The sequence below is a fragment of the Ancalomicrobiaceae bacterium S20 genome, from assembly GCA_040269895.1.
Taxonomy (GTDB): domain Bacteria; phylum Pseudomonadota; class Alphaproteobacteria; order Rhizobiales; family Ancalomicrobiaceae; genus Methyloraptor; species Methyloraptor flagellatus.
This window is the reverse complement of record CP158568.1, coordinates 2,203,552-2,229,915: the sequence shown is the minus strand read 5'-3', so window position 1 is coordinate 2,229,915 and position 26,364 is coordinate 2,203,552. Positions and strand designations below refer to the sequence as shown.

Sequence of the window (26,364 nt, the reverse complement as noted above, 5' to 3'; positions counted from 1 at the left end):
CGTTCACGAAACGCGGAGCCGCCGTTTCGTTGTGCAGCGGCTATCCTGTAATTCCATCCACCGACGCCTGCCATCTCAAAATCCTATGATGCCGCGACGCAGCACTTGGACCGATGCGACCTCAGGTGTCGCATAACGACAACCCGTCCGGCCGCCGTATGCGATGTTACGGAGGTCTTCCCGATAGACCTGACCCATTCGGAGCCTGGACGCATGCTGACCCGCGCCCCCCTCGATGTCGCGTCCCTGATCGCCGCCCGCCGTCCGGGCTACACGCTGGCCGCGCCGTTCTACCGCTCGAAAGAGATCTTCGATCTCGATCTCGACGTGATCTTCGCACGCCACTGGATCTTCGTCGGCGTCGAACCCGACGTTCCCGAGCCCGGCGACGTCATGAAGATCGACATCGGCCTGAACTCGATCCTGATTGTGCGCGACGACGACAACGAGGTGCGCGCCTTCCATAACGTCTGCCGCCACCGCGGCGCGCGGATCGTGACGGAAGAACATTCGACCGTCGGCAAGCTGGTCTGCCCCTATCACCAGTGGACCTACGAGCTGACCGGCGATCTCGTGCATGCGACCCACATGGGCGACGACTTCGACGCCAAGTGCCACGGCCTGAAGCCGGTGCACCTGCGCTCGGTCAGCGGCCTGCTCTATGTCTGCCTCGCGGCCGAGCCGCCGGCGGATTTCGACAGCTTCGCCGCCGAGATGGAGCCGCGCCTCGCCCCCTTCGACCTGCGCAACGCCAAGGTCGTCAAGGAGCTCGACCTGATCGAGGAAGGCAACTGGAAGCTCACGATGGAGAACAACCGCGAGTGCTATCACTGCGCGGGCAATCATCCCGAGCTCGGCCTCTCGTTCAACAAGTACGCCGTCGGCTTCGTGCCCGACGCCGACGATCTCGAGGGCCAGGCGGAAGCGGCGGCTTATGCGGCCGACGTCGAGCGTCAGGTCCAGGCCTGGGAGGCCAACGGTTTCATCTCGCGCCCGTTCGAGGAACTGACCGGCCGCCCGACCGGCTTCCGCACCGAGCGCATCGTCCTCGGCGGCGAGGGCGAGAGCCAGACCATGGACACCAAGATCGCCTGCAAGAAGCTGATGGGCGCGATCACCGAGCGCAAGCTCGGCGGCCTGCATCTGTGGACGCAGCCGAACATGTGGGCGCACTTCATGTCCGACCACGCCGTGACCTTCACCGCGCTGCCACTCGACGCCGAGCACACGCTGGTGAAGACGCGCTGGCTCGTCCACAAGGACGCCGTCGAGGGTGTCGACTACGACGTCGATCATCTCGCCTCGGTCTGGATCGCCACCAACGATCAGGACGCGTCGCTGGTGAAGCTCGCGCAGTGCGGCACCCGCAGCCAGGCTTATGAGCCGGGTCCTTACTCGCCGCTGACCGAAGGCCTCGTCGACGCCTTCGCGACCTGGTACGTCGAGCGCCTCTCCGCGCATATGGGCAAGTGAGGGCGCGATGACCGAAGCCCCGCTCTGGAACGTCGAGGCCGACGACACGCTCGTCTGCCGTGGTGTGATCGACGAGACGCACGACGTGCGCACGTTCCTGTTCGGGGCTGCGACGCCTCGGCGCTTCGCCTATGAGCCGGGGCAGTTCGCCAATATCGAGGTCGAGGTCGGTGGCACGGTCGAGACGCGGTCCTACACGCTCTCGTCCGCACCGACCCGGCCGGATCTGGTGGCGATCACGGTCAAGCGCATCCCCGGCGGTGTGGTGTCGAACCACCTGCACGAGACGCTCGAGGTCGGGGCGAAGCTCAAGGTGCAGCTGCCGCTCGGCGACTTCACCCATGCCCGCCGTGCCCCGCGCAAGATCCTGTTCCTCGCGGCCGGCGTCGGCGTGACGCCGCTGATGTCGATGCTGCGCACGATCGTCGACCGCCACGAGCCGGTCGACGTCGTGTTCGCGACCTGGAACCAGGCCGCGGCCGACATCGTCTTCGCCGAGGAACTGGCGCATGCCGCGCGCCGGCACCCGAGCCTGAGCCTCGCCCATGTGCTGACCCGGCCCACCGGCCGCGATGCCTGGGCCGGCCATCGCGGCCGGATCGATGCCACGCAGCTGAAGGCGATCGCGCCAGATCTCGCCGGGCGCGAGGTCTATTGCTGCGGTCCGGACGGCTTCATGGCGGCGGCGAAGGCGGCTCTCGCCTCGCTCGGCCACGACCCGGCGCGCTACTTCGAGGAGAGCTTCGTGTTCGGCTCGGGCGAGGCCGCGGAAGCGGCCCCGGTCGATCCGGGCGCGCAGGTCTACAAGGTGACCTTCGCCAAGACCGGCAAGGTGATCGAGTGCGACGGTTCGACCTCGATTCTCGCCGCCGCCAAGAAAGGCGGCATCGCGCTGCCCTCGGCCTGCACCAAGGGCCTGTGCGGCACCTGCAAGCAGAAGAAGCTCGCCGGCGACGTCGAGATGAGCCATTCCGGCGGCATCCGCCAGCGCGAGATCGACGCCGGCATGATCCTGCTCTGCTGCTCCAAGCCGCGCTCGGACGTCACGGTCGACAAGTGAGGGCGGGGGGCGCGACCCTCGTCGCGCCTGTCCCTTGTCACACCTGGCTCCTTTGCCATGCCGGGGCCAGACCCCGGCATCCAGGGGGCGACGGGTGCGGGTGTCGGTGACGGAGGCTCGCCGCTCTGGATGACCGGGTCGAGCCCGCCCGAGACAAAGACAAGTCTCCAAATCGGGCCTTGCGCCCGAGTTCCCCGAGCGCCGGCCATCTCCGACGGCACCCCCCGTTTCGCCTCACGGCGAGGCGCGAGCCGAGCCTCGGACCACGAGGCGACGGCACCGCTCGGCCACGCGCTCCTTGCGGCGCCGTGCCGGTGGACCGCCTCGTGGTTCGAGGCCGGCCTCCCGGCCGGCACCTCACCATGAGGCTGCGTGGAGAAAGAGGGGGCTGTTCCCCTCGTCCGGGTCGCCCCGGCCGGCCGGAAAGCCGCGAGCATTTGCCGACCTGTCATGCCCGACACACCGTGCGCCGACGGCGGGGCTAAATATCGTCCGCACGAACCAATCGGACGGTGGAGCCCGGCATGGAATCGATGAAGGACAAGCTTTCTAACCTCGTAGCCGCGATTGGACCGAAGGCAGATTTCGCGGCCGTGGTCGAGTTCGAGGCCGGTTCCACCTGGGCCGTCGCGCTCGACGAGAAGACCCGCATCGACCTCTCCTACGACGAAAACCGCGAGGTCATTGTTCTCGACGCGGATCTCGGCGTTCCGTCCGACGTGTGGTCGGCCGAATTCAATGCACTCGCGCTGCGCTACGGTTGGATGTGGCGCGAGACCGACGGAACCGCGATCGTCATCGACCCCGAAGACGGTTCCGCTGCCGCGATCTGCGCGATTGCGGTGTCGGTTCTCACCGAGGACCTGCTGATCGCTGCGATCGCGGCGTTCGCGGAGCGTGTCGCCGGATGGCGAGAGATGGTTCTCGGCCAGAAGGCCGACCGGACCGACGCTCTGTCGGAACTCGGTTCCGAGACCATGATGCGCGTCTGACCGACGCGGGATCACGAGCAAGCGACCCACTTTTCGTTCGAAGCGGAGGATTTCGAAATGCGTACGCCGATGGATGTTGGGCGGAAGATTCAGGGCTATTCGCTGGATCACATGGTCGGCGATATGCACGGCCTCAAGAGCAGCAAGCACATTCAGCACGACGGCATTCGTGATCTCCATGTCTCCGGCCGGTTCGGCGCGCTGAAGACGGCCCTGACCAAACTGTTCAGCAGCCCCAAGCGGGAAACGCTCGAAGACGCGATGCTCGGCCGTAAGCCAGATTCCGCCTATAATCGGATGAGCGATCGGCAGAAGGCGGGTTCGAAGGTTCTCGTCGATGCGTTGAAGCGCGACTTCCCCGACGTTGCCCGTCGCGTGATCAGGACGATGCGGGAGCAGGACATCGACATGAAGGCGTTGAAAGTCAGCGACGCGCGCCACATGCTCGCACTCGCAAACGACTTCCGCAGCGGCGGTTGATCCGCGGCCCGCATACGGGCGACGCGCACTCCTGAACCGTGGTCCGCCACCGAGCGACCGAGTTCGGCGGAGCGAACGCGGGGACCGAGCGTCGTGTCGCCGGCGAACACCGACACGACGCCATCGGCCCGCGTTCAAAGGGTGACTCGCATGGTCGCACGGCTGTCGACCACGATCGCGGCCGTGGCCCGTCACCCCACCGCCGCGGTTTCGTCCGGCTGCGGCGGCTTTGCCAGTGCCTTGATCAGGATCGCGGCCAGCACGAGGCCGCCGCCGATCAGGGTGGTCGCCTTCGGCGTCTCGCCGAGCGCCAGATAGACCCATAGCGGCGCGAACACCGTCTCCGACTGAGCGAGCACGGTCAGGCCGACCGCCGGCACCACGCGCGAGGCGCGGTTGAACAACAGCGTGCCGATGCCGATCAGCACCGCGCCGTGCACGACCGCGAGGCCGATGTCGATCGGCGGCACGACCAGCGGCCGGCCGTTCATCAACGAAGCCGCGACGCAGACGACGACCGTCAGCACGCCGTAGCCCGACAGCGCAGGCGTCCAGTCGCGGCCCTGCGCCAACCGGACCGCGACGGCATAGGTCGCGAAGCCGAGCGCGGACAGGAAGCCCGCGACATTGCCGATGATCGCGCCGCCGCCGAGATCGCCTCCCGTCATCACTGCGAGGCCCGATAGGCCGAGCGTGATCGCGATCGTGCCGGCGACGCCGATCTTCTCGCCGAGAGCCACGCGGCCGATCGCGGCCGAGATCAGCGGCGCGGTCGAGGAGAACAGCACGGCATTGGCGACCGTCGTGGTCTTCAGCGCGAAGATGAAGGCGACCGCCGCGAGCCCGAGGCCGGCGGCACCGATCCAGCCGAGCTTGTCGAGCGAGGCGAGGCGCGGCAGAAGCCCCGGCCCGCGCTGCGCCCGCGACAGGAGTTCGAGCGCGACCACCAGCCCGAGCGAGCGCCAGACCAGATACTGGAACGGATCGGCATCCTCGGCGAGCTTGACGGCGAGCGAGCCGAAACTCCACAGCACGCCGGCCGAGAGCGCGAGGATCGGGCCGACGAGGCGCGGCATCGGAACGGCGGGAGCGAGGGCGGACAAGGGAGCGGCCTTTCAGGGTCGAATGGGCGGGATCGGAGCGGGATCGGACGGTGGGGGCAAGCGGCGGAAGACGGAAGCGGGGAGCGTGCGGCTCACGCCGGCGGACGCACCTGCGGGGTTTCGGGCCGCCGTTCCGGCGCCGCGCGCACCAGCGTGCGATAGAGCACGAAGGCGGCGATCGTGGCGTGAACGATGGCATTATGGACATGCAGCGCACCCGGCCCGAAGCGCCGGATGCCTTCCGCCGCCGTCAGCGGGCCAATGATGGCGCCGACACAATAGGCGAACAGCAGCACCGCCGCGACGCCGACCGCCTGGGTGCGGCCGGCGCGGTCGTTGGTATGGGCGGTCGCGACATAGTAGGGCGTCGACAGGACGGTGCCGAGCGCGAAACCGGTCGCGAGCAGGCCCCAGAACGGCAACGCACCGCCGAAGCGCGCCAGCGCCATCTCGATGGTCGCGGCGCTCAGCACGAGCGCGATCAACACCAGACGGCGGTCGAACCGGTCGGAGACGCGCCCGATCGGGATCTGCAGCGCCGCGGATCCGAGCGTGATGAAGGTGACGAACACCGCAACCTGATCCGGCGTATAGCCGAGCGTGGCGGCATAGACCGGCACCAGCGACCAGAACGGCCCGTTCGCCGCGCCGATCAGGAACACCGAGACGACGCCGATCGGCGCGGTCCGGATCAACCAAAGGAACGGCAGCTTCGGCGTCGCCGGCCGCTCGGGCGGCTCCTGGGTGGTGACGACCAGCGGCAGGATGCCCGCGGTCAGCGCCGCCGCGGCAATCGAATAGAGGACGAAAGAGGTCGGCTCGTCGAGATGGACGAGCTGATTGCCGATCGCCCAGCCGCCGTACTGCGTGACCGAATAGAGCGCCAGCACGCTGCCGCGCGTCTTGTTGTCGGCCTTGCCCTGCAACCAGCCTTCGACCGTGGCGTAGAGCCCGGCGAAGGCGAAGCCGATCAGGCCGCGCGACATCATCCAGGCGATCGGCGACTGGAACACCGGCAGGATCAGCGTCGCGATCACCGAGATCGCGATCGAGCCGACGAAGGCGCGCGCATGGCCGGAGTGGCGCACCGCGAGCGGATTGATCAGCGCGCCGATCAGCATGCCGGCGAAATAGCACGACCCGATCGCGCCCAGTTCGCGTTCCGAGAAGCCGTGCGCTCGCCCGCCGAGCGGGATGATGGTGGTGAGCAGGCCACCGCCCATCACGAAGAAGGTGACGGACACGAGCAGAGCGGCGACGGAACGATAGACGGCGGGCAGGGCCACGGGAACGGCACTCCGGGACAGGGGCGGGACAATCGGCGGGACGAGGGGGCGGGGCCGGCGCGGGCGACGCGCGATCTCGCTAGGGAATGGGAAATCAGTCGGCGGTCGGCGCGGCCGGAACGGCGGCGGTCGAGGTGAGGGCGATACGGTCGTTGAACGGTGGCTGAGAGAACCGGCGAATCAGCCAGGAACGGAAGACCGAGACGGCGGTATCGCCGAGATCGTCCGGATGTATGGCAAGGTAGTAGCCATAGCCGTCGTCCATGGAAATATCGAAAGGTCGGACCAGTTTGCCGCTGGCGATCTCGTCCTGGAACAGCAGCGGATCGACGAGCGCCAGGCCCTCGCCCGACAGCGCATAGAGCACCGCCATCTGCGCGGTGTCGAACACGAGCCCCCGATCGACCTTCGCCTCCGGACAGCCGGCGTGGCGGGTGTAGATTTCCCAGAGATAGGTGCGCGACCGGTCGTCGAGCCGGACATGCAGGAGGTCGTTCGCGGCGATGAACGACGCTATGTCGGTCGGCGGCGTGCGCTCCACGACGGACGGGTGGCAGACCAGCGTCAGCCGCACCATCCAGAGCAGGTCGAGCACGCGGTCGGTGACGCGCGGCTCGGAGTAGATCACCGACACGTCGGCGCCGCGCTCGGTCGGCCCGGCGCCGAGGCGACTGTCGATGTCGATGGCGATGTCGGGGTGTTCGGCGCGAAAATCCTTGAGGATCGGCACGGCGAGCTGATGTGCGAACGTGTGCGGCAGCGCGATCCGGATCGAGCGCCGGCGCGTGCCGCGTTCTCGGATGATCTCCTCAAGCGCCTCGTCGATGCGGTCGAACGCCTTGGTCACGACCGGCAGCAGCCGGCGGCCCGGCTCGGTCAGCGCGAGCTGGTGCGGCTTGCGGTCGAACAGCGCGACGCCGATGAGGTCTTCGAGCCCGATGACGTGCCGGCTCACCGCCGATTGCGAGACGAGCAGGCTCTGCGCCGCGGCGGTGAAACCCTTGTGGCGCCCTGCGGCCTCGAAGGCGCGCAGGGCATTGAGCGGCAGCCAGCGGCGATCCATGCGTCCTCCCGTCCGTTCCCCTCGGGCCGCGCAGCCCGGCGGCCGGCGAACGGCGGGTGCCGGTCGTCAGCCGATGCGCGTCTTCGCCAGCGTCGCCTCGTCGAGCGCGTAGCCGAGACCCGGCGCGTCGGAGAGCACGATGTTGCCCTCCGCATCGACGTCGAGCGGTTCGGCCATCATGAAATCGCGGCGCGCGAGACTCCATTCCGGCGGATCGTAGGGGAATTCGAGATAGGGCGCATCGCAGCAGGCGGCGGTCAGATGCGCATTTGCGACGACCCCCATGCCATTCGTCCACGTATGGGGCGTGAAGACGAGGTTGTTCTCCTGCGCCATATGGGCGACGCGCCTGAGCCCGGTGATACCGCCGACGAGGGCGGCGTCGGGTTGGATCACGTCGAGACAGCCGTCGCGGATCAGGTCGCGGAACTCGTAGAGTTCGCGCGTCATCTCGCCGCCGGCGATGCGCACGTCGGTCATCTCGCGCAGCCGCCGCATGCCCTCGCGGTCGGAGCGGTGCAGCGGCTCCTCCATCCAATAGGCCCCGATGCGTTCGAGCTCGCGCGCGACCTTGATCGCGTCCTTGAGCGACCACGGCGCATAGGCGTCCCACGACATGCGCCAACCCTGATTGCAGTCGACCATCAGGTCGAGCCGGTCGCCGACCCGGGCGCGTACGGCTTCGAGCGCCGCGATGTCCTTCTTCCAGTCGCCGCGATGGAAGCGGATCTTCATGGCCTTGAAGCCGCGGGCGAGGAACTGCTCGGCGAGATCGGCGAGCTGGTCCGGTGCGCGCAACGTTCCGGAGGAGGCGTAGGCGCGGACGGTGTTGGAGAGACCGCCGGCGAGTTTCCACACCGGCTGGCCGGTGATCTTGCCGGCGAGATCCCAGAGCGCGAGGTCGAGCGGCCAGCACCGGCCGTAGTGGAACTGGATGTTCGACAGGATCCGGTAGTGCCGCTCGATCGCCAGCGGATCCTGGCCGATGAAGAAGGGCTCGTGGCCGGCGAAGCCGGTCATCGTGTCGCCCGAGGCGACGCCGGTCAGCCCCTCGTCGGTGGTCACCCGCACGATCGTGGCATCGAAATGCACGCGCGGTTTGGTGTCCCAACTGGCGTTGAACGGCGGATCGAGCGGCAGTCGGTGATGGGTGATCTCGATGCCGGTGATCTTCATGGCGCCGTTCTCCGCCTCGTGCTGGAGCTGGTTGCATTCCAGCGACAAGGTCTAGCGGAACCCGGGCTGGCCGGATGCGGCCTTTATCGAATGCGCTGATCCAAAAAAGCGATGCGTGCAGATCGCCCCTTCCCAGGCCGCCGCCGCCGCGTCACGGTGCAGGATCGGAGGCGGGCGAGGAGCGCCCGCTCGTCCCGAACGACTGCTCCAGGCGACCCCGAGGAAACAGGCCCCGTGACTGCGACCGGCGTGACTGCGAACGACCTGACTTCGAGCGATCCCGCGATGGCCGCTTCGGCCGAAGCCACCGACCGGCCGCGCCGCCGCGGCCGCGAGGAGCGCCAGCGCGCCCATGCGCCGACGGCGGCCTTCGAGCAGCCGCGGCTCCGGATGCAGCCGGTGCCGGCGGTCTCCGAGGACGAACTCGAGGCGATCCACGAGGCCTCGCTGATCATCCTGGAAGAGATCGGCATCGACTTCCTGCACGAGGGCGCCAAGCAGCTCGTCAAGGCGGCCGGCGCCGACGTCGATCCGAACTCGAACCGCGTCCGCTTCGATCGCGGCCTGGTCACCTCGATGATCGGCCTCGCGCCGCGCTCCTTCACGCTGCATGCGCGCAATCCCGCCCGCAGCCTCAAGATCGGCGGTGATCATGTCGCCTTCTGCGCCGTCGCCAGCGCCCCGAACGCCGCCGACCGCGCCGGCGGCCGGCGCCCCGGCAACATGGTCGACTACGAGAGCCTGATCCGGCTCGGCCACAGCCTCGATCAGGTGCATCTGTGGGGCGGCTATCCGGTCGAGCCGGCCGATATCCACGCCTCGATCCGGCATCTCGACGCGCTCTTCGCCATGCTGACGCTGTCGGACAAGCCGATCCACGCCTATTCGCTCGGCACCGAGCGCAATCTCGACGGCCTCGAGATGACCCGCATCGCGCGCGGCATCTCGAAGGAACAGCTCGAGCTCGAGCCGTCGGTTTTCACGATCATCAACTCGTCCTCGCCGCTGCGCCTCGACGGTCCGATGCTCGAAGGCATCATCCGCATGGCGACCGCGAACCAGGTCGTGGTGCTGACGCCGTTCACGCTGGCGGGGGCGATGGCCCCGGTCACGATCGCCGGCGCGGTCGCCCAGCAGAACGCCGAGGCGCTCGCCGGTCTTGTCGTCGCCCAGACCGTGCGTCCGGGGAGCCCGTTCGTCTACGGCGGCTTCACCTCCAACGTCGACATGAAGTCCGGCGCCCCGGCCTTCGGCACGCCGGAATACATGAAGTCGGCGCTGCTCGGCGGCCAGCTCGCCCGGCGCTACGGCCTGCCGTACCGCTCGTCGAACGCCTGCGCGGCCAACACGGTCGACGCGCAGGCGGCCTATGAGAGCGTCTTCTCGCTCTGGGGCGCGATCATGGGCGGCGTGAACCTGCTCATGCACGGCGCCGGCTGGATGGAAGGCGGGCTGCATGCCTCGTTCGAGAAGATGGTGCTCGACGCCGACCTGCTCGGCATGGTCGCCGAGTTCCTGAAGCCCGTGAAGGTCGATCCGGAGGAGCTGGCGTTGGAGGCGATCCGCGAGGTCGGTCCCGGCGGCCACTTCTTCGGCTGCGCGCACACGCAGTCGCGCTACCGGACCGCGTTCTTCTCGCCGATGATCTCCGACTGGCGCAACTACGAGACCTGGCGCGAGGCCGGATCGCCCACCGCCTACGACAAGGCCGAGGCGCTCTATCGCGAGAAGCTCGCGGCCTACACGCCGCCGCCGATCGATCCGGCTGTCCGCGAGGAGCTCGAGGCCTTCGTCGCCCGCCGCAAGGCCGAGGGCGGCGCGCCGACCGACTACTGAGCGGACCGACGACCGAGCCGACCGAGAGAGGAGCCGCCGTGACCGCTGCCATCCGCATCGAGCCCCTGGCCGAGGGCCATCGGCCCGCCTGGGAACGGCTCTATGCCGGCTATGCCGCATTCTACCGCGTCGCGCAGACCGCGGAGATGCGCGCGCGCGTCTGGTCCTGGATCATGGATCCGGCCCACGAGGTGAACGGCATCGTCGCGATCGGCGCCGACGGCGAGCCGGTCGGGCTCGCGCATTTCCGCCCTTCGCCCGGCCGCTGTCGGCGACGACCGGCGGGTTTCTCGACGATCTGTTCGTCGATGCCTCCGCGCGTGGCTCGGGCGCGGCGCAGGCGCTGATCGCGGCCATCGCCGCGGAAGGCCGCGCGCGCGGCTGGAGCGTGATCCGCTGGATCACCGCCAGGGACAATGCTCGTGCGCGCAAAGTGTATGACGCCGTCGCCGCGGAGACGGCGTGGGTGACTTATGATCTGAAGCTCTGAGGGGGGGATTCGTGTACGGAGCCCCGAAACACGAGCCGAGGATCACAACGCTTGGCCATCTCGACGCCCATCGGCGCCGTTCGCGCGGTGTTTTTCGTGTTCGGCACCGTGCTCGGCCTGTGGTCGGGCGCCGTGCCGACGGTTGCCGCCGCGGCGCACGTGTCGCCGGCACAGCTCGGCATCGGTTTCACGCTGTTCATCGTCGGCTATCTGGCCGCGATGTCCTTTGCCGGCGTCATCGCGCGCCGGATCTCGTTGCGCCGCATCCTGCTCGTCTCGGTCCCGACGCTGGGCGCCACGCTGGTCGGGCTGTTTTTCGCGCGCGATCCGCTCTGGTTCATGATCGCGCTGACGGTCATGGGCATCTTCGCCGGCACGGTCGACCTGATCATGAATGCCGAGGGCGTCGCGGTGGAGCACGACCAGCGCCGGCCGGTGCTCGCCGGCCTGCATGCGATGGCCTCGGGCGGCATCGCGGTCTCGGCCATCCCGTCGAGCCTGCTCGTCACCACGCTTGGACCCTGGTCGATCTCGGCTCTCGCGGTGGTGCTGCATCTGGCGGCGGTCGTGCTCGTCTGGCGCGGCACGCCGGAGCGGCCGCACGACGGCGGACGCACCATGACGCGGGCGGCCGGATCCTCGCGCTTCTCCTGGGTGCTGGTCGCGATCGGACTGGTCGCCGGCATTTCCATGGCCGGCGAACTGGCGGCGATCATGTGGTCGTCGTCGCTGCTGGCGACCGAGGCGCCCCGGCTCGCGGCGATCGCAGGGACCGGCGCGGCCTTCTTCGCAGGCTTCCAATGGAGCATCCGCGTCTTCGCCGACCGGCTGCGCGCCCGGCTCGGCGATGCCCGGCTGGTCAATGTCTCACTGGTGGTGGCGATCTCCGGCTTCGGCATCGTCGCCTACGGTGCCGGCTTCTGGCCGAGCGTGGTCGGCTTCGCGCTGATCGGCATGGGCACGGCCTCGATCGTCCCCTGCAGTTTCGCGCTCGCCGTGACGTCGTCAGGGCTGGCGGCCTCGGCGGCGCTGGCGGTGGTGACGCTCGTGACCGCGCTGCCGCGCGCGCCGATGCCGGCGCTGTTCGGCGTCGCGGTCGAGCGCTTCTCCTTCGCGCTCGCCTTCGGCGGCTTCACGCTGCTCTTCGCCGTGGCGCTGGCGATCTCGATCGCGATGGGCGCCAAGGCGCGAAGCGCGCGAGGCCCGCGCGTCAACTAACTCTTCCGTCTTCCCGCACGGGGACCTGTCGAGCCGGCGTCGCGCTTGCGACGCTCGCTCGATCGCGTTCGCGCGCCGTTATCCTGCAAGAGGTCAGCGTTCCATGAAATCCTCGGCTCGTGTTGTCGTGATCGGCGGCGGTGTCGTCGGCTGTTCGGTGCTCTATCACCTGACCAAGCGTGGCTGGACCGATGTCATGCTGATCGAGCGGTCGGAACTGACCTCCGGCTCGACTTGGCATGCCGCCGGCGGCTTTCATACGCTGAACGGCGACCCGAACGTCGCCAAGCTGCAGCAGTACACGGTCGAGCTCTACAAGGAGATCGAGGAGCTCTCCGGTCAGTCCTGCGGCCTGCACCTGACCGGCGGCGTCATGCTCGCCGGCACCAAGGAGCGCATGGACTGGCTCAAGATGGCCCACGCCAAGGGCCGCTATCTCGGCATGCACACCGAGATCATCTCGGCCGCCGAGGCCAAGAAGCTGATGCCGCTGATCGACGAGAGCAAGTTCGTCGGGGCGATGTACGACCCCTTCGAGGGCCACCTCGACCCCTATGGCACCACCCACGCCTATGCCAAGTCGGCGCGGCTGAAGGGCGCCGAGATCGTGCTCCGCAACCGCGTGATCGACACGATCCAGCGCGCCGACGGCACCTGGGACGTCGTGACCGAACAGGGCACCGTGCATGCCGAGCACATCGTCAACGCCGGCGGCCTGTGGGCGCGCGAGTGCGGCCGCATGGTCGGGCTCGAACTGCCGATCCTCGCCATGGAGCACATGTACCTCCTGACCGAGGACATGCCCGAGGTCGCCGAGATCAACGCCTCGACCGGCAAGGAGGTGATCACCGCGCTCGACTTCGAGGGCGAGATCTACACCCGCCAGGAGCGTGGCGGCATGCTGCTCGGCACCTACGAGAAGGCCTGCAAGCCCTGGTCGGAGAAGGAGACGCCGTGGTCGTTCGGCCATGAGCTGCTGGAGCCGGACCTCGACCGCATCGCGCCGTCGCTCGAGGTCGGCTTCGAACACTTCCCGGCCTTCGCCAACGCCGGCATCCGGCGCATCATCAACGGCCCCTTCACCTTCGCGCCCGACGGCAATCCGCTGGTCGGCCCGATCAAGGGCCTGCGCAACTACTGGGTCGCTTGCGGCGTCATGGCCGGCTTCAGCCAGGGCGGCGGCGTCGGCCTCGCCTTGTCGAACTGGATCGTCGATGGTGATCCGGGCTTCGACGTGTTCGGCATGGACGTCGCGCGCTACGGCGACTGGACCACGCTCGGCCACACCAATGCGAAGGTGCGCGAGAACTACGCCCGCCGCTTCCGGATCCGCTTCCCGAACGAGGAACTGCCGGCCGCCCGCCCGTTCCGCACGACCGCGATCTATGACCGGCTCGTCGAGATGGGCGGCGTGATGGGCGACAGTCAGGGGCTCGAACACGCGCTCTGGTTCGCGCCGTCGAAGGCCGAGGCCAAGGACGAATTCTCGTTCCGGCGCTCGACCGACTTCGACCACGTCGGCGCCGAGGCGCGCAATGTGCGCGAGGGCGTCGGCCTGCTCGAGATCTCCAACTTCGCCAAGTATGAAGTGACCGGCGCCGGCGCGGAGGCCTTCCTCGACCGGCTGCTGCCGAACCGCCTGCCCGCGGTCGGCCGCATGGTGCTGACGCCGATGCTGAACCCCGCGGGCAAGCTGATCGGCGACTTCACCGTCGCCCGCCTCGCCGACGACCGCTACATGATCTTCGGCTCCGGCCTCGCCGAGGCCTATCACATGCGCTGGTTCCTGGCGCATGCGCCGGCGAATGTCGCGGTCCGGGCGCTGGGCCTCGGCCTGACCGGCATCCAGATCGCCGGCCCGAAGGCGCGCGATCTGCTCGCCAAGATCGCCGGCCGCGATGTCTCGGCGGCGACGATGAAGTTCATGGATGTCGCCGAGTTCGACGTCGGTCCGTTCCCTGCGCTGGTCGGCCGCGTCACCTACACGGGCGACCTCGGTTACGAGATCTGGGTGAAGCCCGAGCATCTGCGCGGCCTGTTCGACCTGCTCCTCGCCGCCGGCGCGGAGTTCGGAGCAAAGCCGTTCGGCGCCCGCGCGCTCAATGCGCTCCGGCTCGAGAAGAGCTTCGGCTCGTGGTCGCGCGAGTACCGGCCGATCTATACGCCGTGGGAGGCCGGGCTCGACCGCTTCGTCTCGATCCAGAAGGCCGACTTCGTCGGCCGCGACGCGCTGCTCGCCGCGCGCGACAAGGGGCGGGAGCGGATCCTGACGACCTTCGTCGTCGACGCGCTCGACGCCGACGTGATCGGCGACGAGCCGGTCTGGCGCGACGGCAAGGTCGTCGGCTGGGTCACCTCGGGCGGCTATGCCCACGCCTCCAACGCCTCGGTGGCGCTCGGCTATGTCGAGGCGGCGGCGCATGATTTCGCCGCGCCGTACGAAATCGAGATCATCGGCGAACGCCGGTCGGCGCGAGCTCTGACCGAGCCGTTGTTCGATCCCAAGGGGTTGCGCATGCGCGGTTGACCCTGGGCTCGAAAGCAATCGGGGAGCCGGCTCGGACCGGCCGGCTCCATGCATTCTCAATTTTACATATATTCCGCGGCGGCACTCTGTCGCGGCAGGCAATCCTCAGACGGCTGATTGCTTAACGTTCGGGACACTTTCCCCACGTAGCTTATTATTGTCTTGAGGAGTCGCTGCATATGTTGAAGACCCTGTCAGTCCGCCTTCCGTTGTCCCTGATCGGCCTTGCGCTCGGCAGCTCCGCCATCATGGGCGCGATCGGATGGTACGGAGCGCAGACGAGCCTCGAAGCGGCCGCGATCCAGCGTCTCGAACTGGCAGCGCAGTCGCGCGGTATCGCGCTGTCGCTGATCGCCGATCGGCTCAAGACCGAGGTTGCCAACCTCGCCAGCAACCGGATGATTGCTGGAAACATCGGCGACCTCGAGGAGACGATCGACGGTCGCAATCAGGAATTCGCCAAGAACCGCGAGAGCTTCGACGGTGCTTCGGTCGCCGACCGCCGCGCGCTCGACGGTGCCAAGAGCGGCACGATGTACGGCCTCCGGCACTCCAAGCTGCATCCGGCGGTGATCACCGGCCTCGAACAGGGTGGCTACGACGACGTGCTGCTGTTCGACCGCAACGGCCGGGTCGTCTACACCGCCAACAAGGGCCCGGAGTTCGGCAAGCCGATCAGCGATCCGTCGCTCGCCGCGACGCCGCTCGCGCAGGTCTGGGACAAGCTGAAGACCGGCGGCGACCAGGACATCACCTACATCGACTTCAAGGCCTACGCGCCGGACGGCGGCCGGCCGGCAGCCTTTGTCGCGACCCCGATCGTGCGCAAGGCGAACGTCGCCATGGGCGAGGCGCAGGCCAACGAGCGGGCCGGCTTCGTGGTGGTGCGCATCGGTCCCTCGCTGTTCGACCGTGTGATGAAGTCGCGCGACGGCCTCGGTGAAACCGGCGAGACCGTCGCGGTCGGTGCCGACGGCGTGCTGCGTTCGAATGCGCCCCTGTCCGCCAAGCCCACGGCCGGCCTTTCGGTCGCCGACTTCGGTCTGGCGGAAGCCAACGGCAAGACCACCTTCGTTCATGACGGCGCCACCTATCTGGCCGCCCGTTCGGAAACCGACGTGCTCGGCGCCAAGTGGGGCATCTATGCCGAGCAGTCGCTCGACGAGGCGCTCAGCGCCGCCAACACCGTCGGCCGCAACATGATGATGTCGGCCGCGCTGATCCTCGGCGGTGCCACCATTCTCGGCCTGCTCGCCGCCCGCGGCGTGGTGCGGCCGATCAACCGGTTGACCGTGGCGCTGCGCGCCATCGCCGGCGGCAGCCTCTCGGAGGAGATCGCCGGCCGCAACCGCTCCGACGAGATCGGCGAGATCGCCCGCGCGGTCGAGATGATCCGCGAGCAGACCGCGGGCGATGCGATCCGCCGGGCTGAAGCCGCCGAGCGCGAGCGCGTCGAGCGCGAGGAGCAGCGTCGCGAGATGACGCGCCTGCTCGCCCGCGACTTCGAGGACCGCGTCGGCGTCACCGTCGAGGCGGTGGCCCGCGCCGCCGTCGAGCTCGAGCGCTCGGCGCAGGACATGGAGAAGCTCGCCAACCAGTCGCGCGACCGCTCCGCGACCGTCGCCGACGCCTCCGAGGCCGCCAGCGCCGACGTCCGTTCGGTCGCCGCCGCCTCGGATCAGCTGTTCACCTCGATCCGCGAAGTGTCGCAGCTGATCCAGCGTTCCGGCTCGATCGCCACCGAGGCCGACCGTCACGCCGAGTCGACCCACGCGATCGTGGAGTCGCTCGCCGGCACTGCGGCCAAGATCGGCACCGTGGTCGACATCATCCAGTCGATCGCCGAACAGACCAACCTGCTCGCCCTCAACGCGACCATCGAAGCCGCGCGTGCCGGCGAGGCCGGCCGCGGCTTCGCCATCGTCGCCGGCGAGGTCAAGGGTCTCGCCGGTCAGACCGCCCGCGCGACCGAGGAGATCGCCGCCCAGATCGAGGCCATGCGTGCCGCGACCAAGGAGGCGGTCGACGCGATCGGCAAGATCCGGCACGTCGTCGACGACATCGGCCAGGCCGTCGGCTCGGTCGCCTCGGCCGTCGAGGAGCAGAGCGCCGCGACCAGCGAGATCGCCCGCGCGACCCAGAACGCCGCCCAGGGCACCCAGATCGTCTCGGCCAACATCGCCGATGTGTCGCAGGCGGTCGGCTCGACCGATACGGCCGCGCGCCACGTCGCCGATCGCTCGCGCGCTCTCGGTGCCGAAGCGCAACATCTGCGCGAGGGCCTGAAGAGCTTCCTCGACCAGTTGCTGGCCGCCTGACCGGCCCTCTCGTCTCCCCCTGAGAAGACCGCGGACGGCGCGCGACCCATGTCGCGCGCCGTTCTCGTATGTCGGCTCCGCGATAGCGGTTTCGCGTCCAGCGGTGCAGGTTCGATACCGGTGGAGTCGCGCGACGGCGCGCCGCCCGCGTGGAGGACAGCGGTCATGACGACCGGCACGGCAGGCGCGCAGGCGCCCGGAAAGCACGAAGGCGCCTTTCCATGCGGCGGCTGTCTGTGCAGCGGCGTCCGTTGGCGCGTCCGTGGCGCTCTCGCCGATGTCGTCGCCTGCCACTGCGGGCAATGCCACAAGACCAGCGGCCATTTCGCCGCCATGACCCACGCGCCGCTCGCGCGCTTCGACCTCGTCGAGCAGGCGAGCCTCGCCTGGTATCGCTCGTCACCCACCGTCTCGCGCGGGTTCTGCCGGACCTGTGGCGGCAATCTGTTCTGGCGCGAGGACGGCGCGGACAGCATCTACATCACCGCCGGCTCCATCGACGGCCCGAGCGGACTGACCACCGTCGCCCACATCTTCTGTGATGTGAAGGGCGACTACTACGACCTTCCCACCGACATGCCGCTCTATCCCGAGGATCTCTGACATGAACATGGCCGTTTCGTCGAAAGACCCGTTGCTACAGCCCTACCACCTGAAGCATCTCGTCTTCCGCAACCGCTTCATGTCGACGGCGCACGAGCCGTTCTACACCGTGAACGGCATGCCGACCGAGCGCTACCGCCGCTACCATGCCGAGAAGGCCAAGGGCGGCATCGCGCTGACCATGATCGGCGGCTCCTCGGTCGTCGCCTCCGACAGCCCCGAGGCCTTCGGCAACATCCTGCTCTACAAGGACGAGGTGGTGCGCTGGCTCAAGGAACTGACCGACGAGGTCCACGAGCACGGCGCCCATGTGATGATCCAGGTCACCCATCTCGGCCGCCGCACCGGCTGGAACAAGGCCGACTGGCTGCCGGTGATCGCGCCCTCGGCCGTGCGCGAGCCGGCCCACCGCGCCTTTCCGAAGGCGATGGAGGACTGGGACATCACGCGCGTGATCAAGGCCTATGCCGATGCGGCCGAGCGCGTGAAGGCCGGCGGCATGGACGGCATCGAGCTGGAGATGTACGGCCATCTGATCGACCAGTTCTGGTCGCCGGCGACCAATACCCGCGACGACGACTACGGCGGCGTGCTGGAGAACCGCATGCGCTTCGGCATGGAGGTGCTCGCCGCGATCCGCGAGCGCGTCGGGTCGGATTTCATCGTCGGCACGCGCATGGTCTGCGACGAGGATTGGGACCGCGGCCTGTCGAAGGCCGAGGGCCTTGAGATCGCCCGCCGGCTCGCCGGCTCGGGCCAGATCGACTTCATCAACGTCATCAAGGGCCACATCGACACCGACGAGGCCCTGAGCCACGTCATCCCCGGCATGGGCTACCGCTCCGCGCCGCATCTCGATTTCGCCGGCGAGGTCCGCCACACCGCCAAGGTGCCGGTGTTCCACGCCGCCCGCATCCAGGACGTCGCCACCGCCCGTCACGCCGTCGAGAGCGGCAAGCTCGATCTCGTCGGCATGACCCGCGCCCACATCGCCGATCCGCATATCGCCCGCAAGGTCGCGACCGGCCGCGAGCATCAGATCCGGCCCTGCGTCGGCATGGGCTACTGCATCGACCGCATCTACTACGGCGGCGACGCGCTCTGCGTGCACAACGCCGCGACCGGCCGCGAGGATATGATCCCGCACGAGATCACCACCAGGACCGACACGCCGCGCAAGGTGGTGATCGTCGGCGCCGGCCCGGCGGGCCTGGAGGCGGCGCGCGTCGCGGCGGCGCGCGGCCACAAGGTCGTCGTGTTCGAGGCGGCGTCCGAACCGGGCGGTCAGGTGCGCGTGACCGCCGGTCTGAAGCGTCGGCGCGAGATCATGGGGCTGGTCGACTGGCGCATGGCCGAGGCGACCCGCGACGGCGCCGAGTTCCGCTTCGATACCTGGGCGGAGGCGTCGGACGTGCTGGCCGAGAAGCCGGATCTGGTCGTGATCGCGACCGGCGGCATCCCGAACACCGCGTTCCTGGACGAAGGCGAGGATCTGGTTACATCCACGTGGGACGTGCTGACCGGCAGCGTGCCGCCAGCGGCGCAGGTGCTGGTCTATGACGACAACGGCAACCATCCGGGCATGACGGCGGCCGAGTTCCTGGCCGAGACCGGCGCCAAGGTCGAGATCGTCACGCCCGAGCGCACGCTGGCGCCGGAGGTGGGCGGCACCAACTACCCGGCCTATTTCCGGGTGTTCTCGGCCAAGGGCGTCACCACCACGCTGAACCTGCGCCTGCGCGGCGTCCGCCGTGACGGCAACCGGCTCGTCGCCCGCTTCGAGCAGGAGTACGGCGGCGGGATGGTCGAGAGAGAGGCCGACCAGGTCGTGGTCGAGCACGGCACATTGCCGATGGACGAGCTCTACTTCGCGCTGAAGCCGGGTTCGGCCAACGGCGGCGCTGTCGACTACGAGGTGCTGGCGCGCGGCCGCGAGCTGCCGTTCGCGCGAGCAGGGGAGGGCGGCTACGCCCTGGTGAGGATCGGCGACGCGGTCGCCTCGCGCAACATCCACGCGGCGATCTACGACGCGATCCGGTTCCTGATGCATTTCTGACCGGGGGCAGGGCACCGGAGGCGGGCCGTGGCTGCCTCGGCACGCTTCGGCCATGCTCCCGCCCCGCAAGAGGCGAGATGCGCGGCGAGCGTGAACGTCGCGGGTGGTCGCTATGGATGCCGGCCGGCCTCCGGCACTCGTCGGGCGGCGGACCGGTTGCGTCCGGCCAGTCGCGTCAGGTTCGTGCCGGCCGACCCCGTCGCGCGGCGCGCGCCGCCGGCCTGGTCGGTGGGTGCGATCATGACCGTTGACCAATTGGGAAGGTTGCGCTCCTATTGGGCATCGAGACGCGGCGCGCATGCCCGCCCGCGCCGAAACGGGAGAAACGCCATGTTGGGATTTTCAAAACTTCGCGGCGATGTCCGTGGTCTTGCGGTCGCTCTGGCCGTGATCGCCACCGCCGGGCCGGCGGTGGCCGCCGATCTCGGCGGCACCTGGGAGCGCGACAGCGGCCAGAGCCGGATCAAGTTCTCCGCCTGCGGCAAGGCCCAGTGCGGCAGCATCGTCTGGCTGAGCCCGAAGGCCGAGGCCAAGGCCAAGGTTGGCCAGCAGATCTTCTTCGATATGGTGCCGTCGGGTGCCGACAGCTGGGAAGGCAAGGCGTTCAACCCCGAGGATGGCAAGACCTACACGGGCAAGATGACCCTTGCCGGCAAGACACTGACCACCTCGGGTTGCGTGCTCGGCGGGCTCATCTGCAAGTCCGCGACCTGGAAGCGGATCGACTGAGCCGCCGCTCCGCGCCACCCGTTCGCCCTAGAGCAAGGCCCGATCGGAGTGATTCACTCCGATCGGAAAGGCTTGCGTTTAAAAGTAGGCTAGGGCGGCATCCGATCCAATCTGATCGGATGCCGCCCTAGCCGAGATCGACAGGCCGCCTATGAGGCGGCCTGTTTGCGTGAGACGGCTCGCTTTGGCGCTGTTTTGCGCCGTTTCTGCCTGCCGATTGAGCGGCAACTGACGCCAAAAGCGACATGCAAGCGTCACGTCGGGGAGGCTACACTCGTTCCATCAGGTCCGATTCTCGGAAAGCCCAGCTTTTCTCCCGACTGAATCGTTCCAAAAAGGTGAGTTATCCCCAGAGCTTGCGCGAGGCGGCGCCAGCTCTGGCCGTTTTTTTCGTGACGCTGTTGACGAGCGAAAAAGACGGGCCTATAACCCGCCTCACCAACGAGGACGGCGGCCGCGAAACGCGGTTGAGACTTCCTCGGCTTCTCTCAGTAGAGACTGAAGCAATTGTCTCCGGTGAACCGGAGGTGGTTTTGTGTTCGCTGAATTTTGGTGGTTTGTACTACCAGAGTTGAGCGAGGCGAGGTTCGGGATACGGGCTTCGGGTTCTTTGACAACTGAATAAGAAGAAAGAGAAACGTGGACGGCGGAGTCCTTGCGAAGGACGGTCGAGGTTTTCGGATCGCGACTGTCTTTGGATGAGAGACTTCGGCGGTACACGTTTTAGGATCTGATGATCCGCCCTCTGGTTTTACTGTCGTGAGACGGTTAGATCGGGTTGAAGGGCGTAGATTGTCGGACCCTCGTCAAACGTGCGACCATGAATGCCGAGATCAAAAGTTCTCAAAATCCAACCTGAGAGTTTGATCCTGGCTCAGAACGAACGCTGGCGGCAGGCTTAACACATGCAAGTCGAGCGCGTAGCAATACGAGCGGCAGACGGGTGAGTAACGCGTGGGAAACTACCCCTTGGTACGGAATAACACAGAGAAATTTGTGCTAATACCGTATGTGTCCTTCGGGAGAAAGATTTATCGCCAAGGGATGTGCCCGCGTAGGATTAGCTAGTTGGTAGGGTAATGGCCTACCAAGGCGACGATCCTTAGCTGGTCTGAGAGGATGATCAGCCACACTGGGACTGAGACACGGCCCAGACTCCTACGGGAGGCAGCAGTGGGGAATATTGGACAATGGGCGCAAGCCTGATCCAGCCATGCCGCGTGAGTGATGACGGCCTTAGGGTTGTAAAGCTCTTTCGCCCGCGAGGATAATGACGGTAGCGGGATAAGAAGCCCCGGCTAACTTCGTGCCAGCAGCCGCGGTAATACGAAGGGGGCTAGCGTTGTTCGGAATCACTGGGCGTAAAGCGCACGTAGGCGGATATGTAAGTCAGAGGTGAAAGCCTGGAGCTCAACTTCAGAACTGCCTTTGATACTGCATATCTTGAGTCCGGGAGAGGTGAGTGGAACTGCTAGTGTAGAGGTGAAATTCGTAGATATTAGCAAGAACACCAGTGGCGAAGGCGGCTCACTGGCCCGGTACTGACGCTGAGGTGCGAAAGCGTGGGGAGCAAACAGGATTAGATACCCTGGTAGTCCACGCCGTAAACGATGGAAGCCAGCCGTTGGCCAGCATGCTGGTCGGTGGCGCAGCTAACGCATTAAGCTTCCCGCCTGGGGAGTACGGTCGCAAGATTAAAACTCAAAGGAATTGACGGGGCCCGCACAAGCGGTGGAGCATGTGGTTTAATTCGAAGCAACGCGCAGAACCTTACCAGCTCTTGACATCCCAAGACCGCCAGAGAGATCTGGTTTTCCCTTCGGGGACTTGGAGACAGGTGCTGCATGGCTGTCGTCAGCTCGTGTCGTGAGATGTTGGGTTAAGTCCCGCAACGAGCGCAACCCTCGCCCCTAGTTGCCAGCATTCAGTTGGGCACTCTAGGGGGACTGCCGGTGATAAGCCGAGAGGAAGGTGGGGATGACGTCAAGTCCTCATGGCCCTTACGGGCTGGGCTACACACGTGCTACAATGGCGGTGACAGTGGGCAGCAACTTCGCGAGGAGTAGCCAATCCCAAAAAGCCGTCTCAGTTCGGATTGCACTCTGCAACTCGAGTGCATGAAGTCGGAATCGCTAGTAATCGCGCAACAGCATGGCGCGGTGAATACGTTCCCGGGCCTTGTACACACCGCCCGTCACACCATGGGAGTTGGGTTTACCCGAAGGCAGTGCGCTAACCGCAAGGGGGCAGCTGACCACGGTAGGCTCAGCGACTGGGGTGAAGTCGTAACAAGGTAGCCGTAGGGGAACCTGCGGCTGGATCGCCTCCTTTCTAAGGAAGATCGTTTTCGGTGCCTGGTGCCCGTTTTGATCTGGTTCGCCAGAAATGAACGCCCACTGGACCATTGATCCCGATCGCTTAGAACACCGACGCTTTCAGAAAGCTCACGACGCTTTCTGGATTGACGTCACCAAGCGCGGGACGCCGCCGTCTTCGTTTCTCTTTCTTCTCGGACGAGTTCTCGTGTCCGGCTTTGCAGTGTCTTCGTCACGAAGGCTTCGCGGGTTCGCCGGTATGTGGAAACACATCATCGGTTGGGGCCTGTAGCTCAGCTGGTTAGAGCGCGCGCTTGATAAGCGTGAGGTCGAAAGTTCAAATCTTTCCAGGCCCACCAATCTTCTACTGATCCTCGATACGGGGCTATAGCTCAGTTGGGAGAGCGCGTGCTTTGCAAGCATGAGGTCGTCGGTTCGATCCCGTCTAGCTCCACCAAATCCTTGGAATGGTGCTGATCGGTTGATCGTCGGCACCCGAGGTGGCATCGGCCATCCTCGGGCAAGCAAACAACTCGTCTGGAAGAAAACCAGTTTGGCTGGTCCGAGGCAGGGATGCTTCGGATGCGGCCTGTCCGTCTTGACATCGTGAAGAGAAGGTTCATCCGGAAGCCGGATGACAGGGCAACCTGTCAGAGGCTGGCCGGTCGCATGCTTTAGCCGAGCAAGCGACCGCTGCCGGATCGAGAGCGGGGATAGGCGCGCGATGCGTCGGTTCCCGGGATCGGTTCGGAATGGATACTGGTCCTGCGAGAGATTGCGGGATCTTCGGGTGAGCTTCGTGTGTGTAAGAGGTCTTTCTAAAAGCAGAAAGATAGAATGTTCATCGAAAACCGAGAGGTTTGCGATGGATATCGAAAATGAGAGCGATCAAGTGCCATAAGGGTATTCGGTGGATGCCTAGGCGCTGAGAGGCGATGAAGGACGTGGTACGCTGCGATAAGCCTTGGGGAGCTGCGAACAAGCTTTGATCCGAGGATTTCCGAATGGGGCAACCCGGCCGCAAGGTCACCCAGCAATGGGAGCTAACCCGGAGAACTGAAACATCTCAGTACCCGGAGGAAAGGACATCAACAGAGACTCCGCTAGTAGTGGCGAGCGAACGCGGACCAGGCCAGTGCCTTTTATTCACTAATCCGAACCGTCTGGAAAGTCGGGCCATAGCGGGTGACAGCCCCGTAGGAGTGTTGTGAATAAAGGGACATGAGTAGGGCGGGGCACGTGAAACCCTGTCCGAACATGGGGGGACCACCCTCCAAGCCTAAGTACTCCTCAGCGACCGATAGCGAACAAGTACCGTGAGGGAAAGGTGAAAAGCACCCCGACAAGGGGAGTGAAACAGATCCTGAAACCGGATACCTACAAACAGTCGGAGCCCAAGGTTCGTCCTGGGTGACGGCGTACCTTTTGTATAATGGGTCAGCGAGTTGGTTTGACGAGCAAGCTTAAGCCGTAAGGTGTAGGCGCAGCGAAAGCGAGTCTGAACAGGGCGTTCAGTTCGTCGGACCAGACCCGAAACCGAGTGATCTAGCCATGGCCAGGCTGAAGGTGCGGTAACACGCACTGGAGGGCCGAACCGGTGCCTGTTGAAAAAGTCTCGGATGAGCTGTGGCTAGGGGTGAAAGGCCAACCAAACTCGGAAATAGCTGGTTCTCCGCGAAAGCTATTTAGGTAGCGCCTCGGGCGAATACCGCGGGGGGTAGAGCACTGGATGGGCTAGGGGGTCTTACCGATCTACCAAACCTAACCAAACTCCGAATACCCGCGAGTACTACCCGGGAGACACACGGCGGGTGCTAACGTCCGTCGTGGAGAGGGAAAAAACCCTGATCACCAGCTAAGGCCCCTAAATCGTGGCTAAGTGGGAAAGGATGTGGGGATCCCAAAACAACCAGGATGTTGGCTTAGAAGCAGCCATCATTTAAAGAAAGCGTAACAGCTCACTGGTCTAGACAAGGGTTCCTGCGCCGAAAATGTAACGGGGCTCAAGCCACGTGCCGAAGCTGTGGGCTCGAAAGAGCGGTAGCGGAGCGTTCCCTAAGCTGATGAAGCGGTAGTCGCGAGACGCCGTGGAGGTATGGGAAGTGCGAATGCTGACATGAGTAACGATAAAGAGTGTGAGAGACACTCTCGCCGAAAGTCCAAGGGTTCCTGCGTAAAGTTAATCTGCGCAGGGTTAGCCGGCCCCTAAGGCGAGGCCGAAAGGCGTAGTCGATGGGAACCTCGTGAACAATCGAGGGCCTGGGAGTAGTGACGAATTCCGTGTGTTGTTCGATCTTATCGGATTGATCGGGCAGCGAAGGAGTTCCAGGAAACAGCCTCCCGTATAGACCGTACCCGAAACCGACACAGGTGGACTGGTAGAGCATACCAAGGCGCTTGAGAGAACTCTGCTGAAGGAACTCGGCAAATTGCCTCCGTAACTTCGGGATAAGGAGGCCCTGGGCTTGCGCAAGCAGGTTCAGGGGCACAAGCCAGGGGGTGGCGACTGTTTACCTAAAACACAGGGCTCTGCGAAGCCGCAAGGCGACGTATAGGGTCTGACGCCTGCCCGGTGCCGGAAGGTTAAGAGGAGAGGTGCAAGCTTTGAATCGAAGCCCCGGTAAACGGCGGCCGTAACTATAACGGTCCTAAGGTAGCGAAATTCCTTGTCGGGTAAGTTCCGACCTGCACGAATGGCGTAACGACTTCCCCGCTGTCTCCAGCAGAGACTCAGTGAAATTGAATTCCCCGTGAAGATGCGGGGTTCCTGCGGTTAGACGGAAAGACCCCGTGCACCTTTACTGCAACTTTGCGCTGGCATTCGTGTCGGCATGTGTAGGATAGGTGGTAGGCATTGAAGCATGGGCGCCAGCTCGTGTGGAGCCATCCTTGAAATACCACCCTTATCGTCATGACTGTCTAACTGCGGCCCCACAGGGTCCAGGACAGCGCATGGTGGGCAGTTTGACTGGGGCGGTCGCCTCCCAAAGAGTAACGGAGGCGCGCGATGGTGGGCTCAGAGCGGTCGGAAATCGCTCGTTGAGTGCAATGGCATAAGCCTGCCTGACTGCGAGACTGACAAGTCGAGCAGAGACGAAAGTCGGCCATAGTGATCCGGTGGTCCCACGTGGACGGGCCATCGCTCAACGGATAAAAGGTACGCCGGGGATAACAGGCTGATCTTCCCCAAGAGTCCATATCGACGGGAAGGTTTGGCACCTCGATGTCGACTCATCACATCCTGGGGCTGGAGCAGGTCCCAAGGGTTCGGCTGTTCGCCGATTAAAGTGGTACGTGAGTTGGGTTCAGAACGTCGTGAGACAGTTCGGTCCCTATCTGCCGTGGGTGTTCGAGACTTGAGACGATCTGTCCTTAGTACGAGAGGACCGGGATGGACGCACCACTGGTGGACCTGTTGTCGTGCCAACGGCAGTGCAGGGTAGCTATGTGCGGACGGGATAACCGCTGAAGGCATCTAAGCGGGAAACCCACGTCAAAACAAGGTCTCGCAAAACAGAGCCGTGGAAGACGACCACGTCGATAGGCCAGATGTGTAAGCGCAGTAATGCGTTGAGCTGACTGGTACTAATAGCTCGATCGGCTTGATCGCTCTCATTTGTCGATATCCATCGAATGATC

At 65.8% G+C, this 26,364-nt stretch carries 17 protein-coding genes, 2 tRNA genes and 2 rRNA genes; 17 read left to right on the top strand and 4 right to left on the bottom strand.

The genetic code is table 11. From position 1 onward, the window contains the following. Positions 1 to 213 precede the first annotated feature (213 nt). From ABS361_10130 to ABS361_10115, 4 genes are all read left to right on the top strand, one after another. Positions 214 to 1,473 (top strand): aromatic ring-hydroxylating dioxygenase subunit alpha, encoded by a 1,260-nt coding sequence (locus ABS361_10130; protein XBY46526.1) that lies wholly within the window; start codon positions 214 to 216, stop codon positions 1,471 to 1,473. A gap of 7 nt (positions 1,474 to 1,480) precedes the next feature. Continuing rightward, entirely contained in the window at positions 1,481 to 2,533 is a 1,053-nt protein-coding gene (locus tag ABS361_10125; GenBank protein ID XBY46525.1) for an FAD-binding oxidoreductase, read from the top strand. Between the two features lie 524 nt (positions 2,534 to 3,057). After that, positions 3,058 to 3,525, top strand: a complete 468-nt coding sequence (locus tag ABS361_10120) for a type III secretion system chaperone (GenBank protein XBY46524.1) — start codon at positions 3,058 to 3,060, stop codon at positions 3,523 to 3,525. Positions 3,526 to 3,582: 57 nt separating this feature from the next. Further along, positions 3,583 to 4,005 (top strand): hypothetical protein, encoded by a 423-nt coding sequence (locus tag ABS361_10115; GenBank protein ID XBY46523.1) that lies wholly within the window; start codon positions 3,583 to 3,585, stop codon positions 4,003 to 4,005. Between the two features lie 191 nt (positions 4,006 to 4,196). On the opposite strand, the gene ABS361_10110 is transcribed toward ABS361_10115, so the two are convergent. The 4 genes from ABS361_10110 to ABS361_10095 all read right to left on the bottom strand — a co-directional run bounded on the left by ABS361_10110 (position 4,197) and on the right by ABS361_10095 (position 8,633). Beyond that, positions 4,197 to 5,108: a DMT family transporter gene (locus ABS361_10110; GenBank protein ID XBY46522.1), complete on the bottom strand. Its 912-nt coding sequence runs from the start codon at positions 5,106 to 5,108 to the stop codon at positions 4,197 to 4,199. Positions 5,109 to 5,200: 92 nt separating this feature from the next. Next, positions 5,201 to 6,394, bottom strand: a complete 1,194-nt coding sequence (locus ABS361_10105; protein XBY46521.1) for an MFS transporter — start codon at positions 6,392 to 6,394, stop codon at positions 5,201 to 5,203. 94 nt (positions 6,395 to 6,488) lie between these two features. After that, a complete protein-coding gene (locus ABS361_10100) occupies positions 6,489 to 7,457 on the bottom strand; it encodes a LysR substrate-binding domain-containing protein (protein XBY46520.1) in 969 nt (322 codons plus the stop codon). Between the two features lie 66 nt (positions 7,458 to 7,523). Next, positions 7,524 to 8,633, bottom strand: coding sequence for a mandelate racemase/muconate lactonizing enzyme family protein (locus ABS361_10095; GenBank protein XBY46519.1), 1,110 nt, complete (start codon positions 8,631 to 8,633; stop codon positions 7,524 to 7,526). Positions 8,634 to 8,882: 249 nt separating this feature from the next. Here ABS361_10095 and ABS361_10090 point away from each other — a divergent pair, with 249 nt between their 5' ends. The 13 genes from ABS361_10090 (at position 8,883) to ABS361_10030 (ending at position 26,335) form a co-directional block, all read left to right on the top strand. After that, a complete protein-coding gene (locus ABS361_10090) occupies positions 8,883 to 10,469 on the top strand; it encodes a trimethylamine methyltransferase family protein (GenBank protein XBY46873.1) in 1,587 nt (528 codons plus the stop codon). A gap of 38 nt (positions 10,470 to 10,507) precedes the next feature. After that, the gene (locus ABS361_10085; protein ID XBY46518.1) at positions 10,508 to 10,816 is read left to right on the top strand and encodes a hypothetical protein; all 309 of its coding nucleotides are present in this window, start codon (positions 10,508 to 10,510) and stop codon (positions 10,814 to 10,816) included. Beyond that, complete coding sequence (locus tag ABS361_10080; GenBank protein ID XBY46872.1) at positions 10,735 to 10,959, top strand: GNAT family N-acetyltransferase; 225 nt, start codon at positions 10,735 to 10,737, stop codon at positions 10,957 to 10,959. Before ABS361_10085 ends, ABS361_10080 begins: the two co-directional genes overlap by 82 nt. A gap of 51 nt (positions 10,960 to 11,010) precedes the next feature. Then, positions 11,011 to 12,177: an MFS transporter gene (locus ABS361_10075; GenBank protein XBY46517.1), complete on the top strand. Its 1,167-nt coding sequence runs from the start codon at positions 11,011 to 11,013 to the stop codon at positions 12,175 to 12,177. A 103-nt stretch (positions 12,178 to 12,280) separates the two neighbouring features. Continuing rightward, positions 12,281 to 14,704, top strand: coding sequence for an FAD-dependent oxidoreductase (locus ABS361_10070; protein ID XBY46516.1), 2,424 nt, complete (start codon positions 12,281 to 12,283; stop codon positions 14,702 to 14,704). 179 nt (positions 14,705 to 14,883) lie between these two features. After that, entirely contained in the window at positions 14,884 to 17,022 is a 2,139-nt protein-coding gene (locus tag ABS361_10065; GenBank protein XBY46515.1) for a methyl-accepting chemotaxis protein, read from the top strand. Positions 17,023 to 17,187: 165 nt separating this feature from the next. Continuing rightward, the gene (locus ABS361_10060; GenBank protein XBY46514.1) at positions 17,188 to 17,625 is read left to right on the top strand and encodes a GFA family protein; all 438 of its coding nucleotides are present in this window, start codon (positions 17,188 to 17,190) and stop codon (positions 17,623 to 17,625) included. 1 nt (position 17,626) lies between these two features. Continuing rightward, on the top strand, positions 17,627 to 19,681 hold the full coding sequence (locus ABS361_10055; protein ID XBY46513.1) for an NADH:flavin oxidoreductase: 2,055 nt from the start codon (positions 17,627 to 17,629) through the stop codon (positions 19,679 to 19,681). Between the two features lie 330 nt (positions 19,682 to 20,011). Continuing rightward, positions 20,012 to 20,410 carry a DUF2147 domain-containing protein gene (locus ABS361_10050; GenBank protein XBY46512.1) on the top strand — a complete coding sequence of 133 codons (399 nt, stop codon included), beginning with the start codon at positions 20,012 to 20,014 and terminating at the stop codon, positions 20,408 to 20,410. An 851-nt stretch (positions 20,411 to 21,261) separates the two neighbouring features. Next, positions 21,262 to 22,741: ribosomal RNA gene (locus ABS361_10045) — 16S ribosomal RNA — on the top strand. Between the two features lie 266 nt (positions 22,742 to 23,007). Continuing rightward, positions 23,008 to 23,084: transfer RNA gene (locus ABS361_10040), tRNA-Ile, on the top strand. Positions 23,085 to 23,106: 22 nt separating this feature from the next. Continuing rightward, a tRNA-Ala gene (locus tag ABS361_10035) sits at positions 23,107 to 23,182 on the top strand. Positions 23,183 to 23,611: 429 nt separating this feature from the next. Then, positions 23,612 to 26,335: ribosomal RNA gene (locus ABS361_10030) — 23S ribosomal RNA — on the top strand. Together the 16S and 23S rRNA genes with 2 tRNA genes alongside form the textbook arrangement of a ribosomal RNA operon. The last annotated feature ends 29 nt before the right edge of the window (positions 26,336 to 26,364 follow it).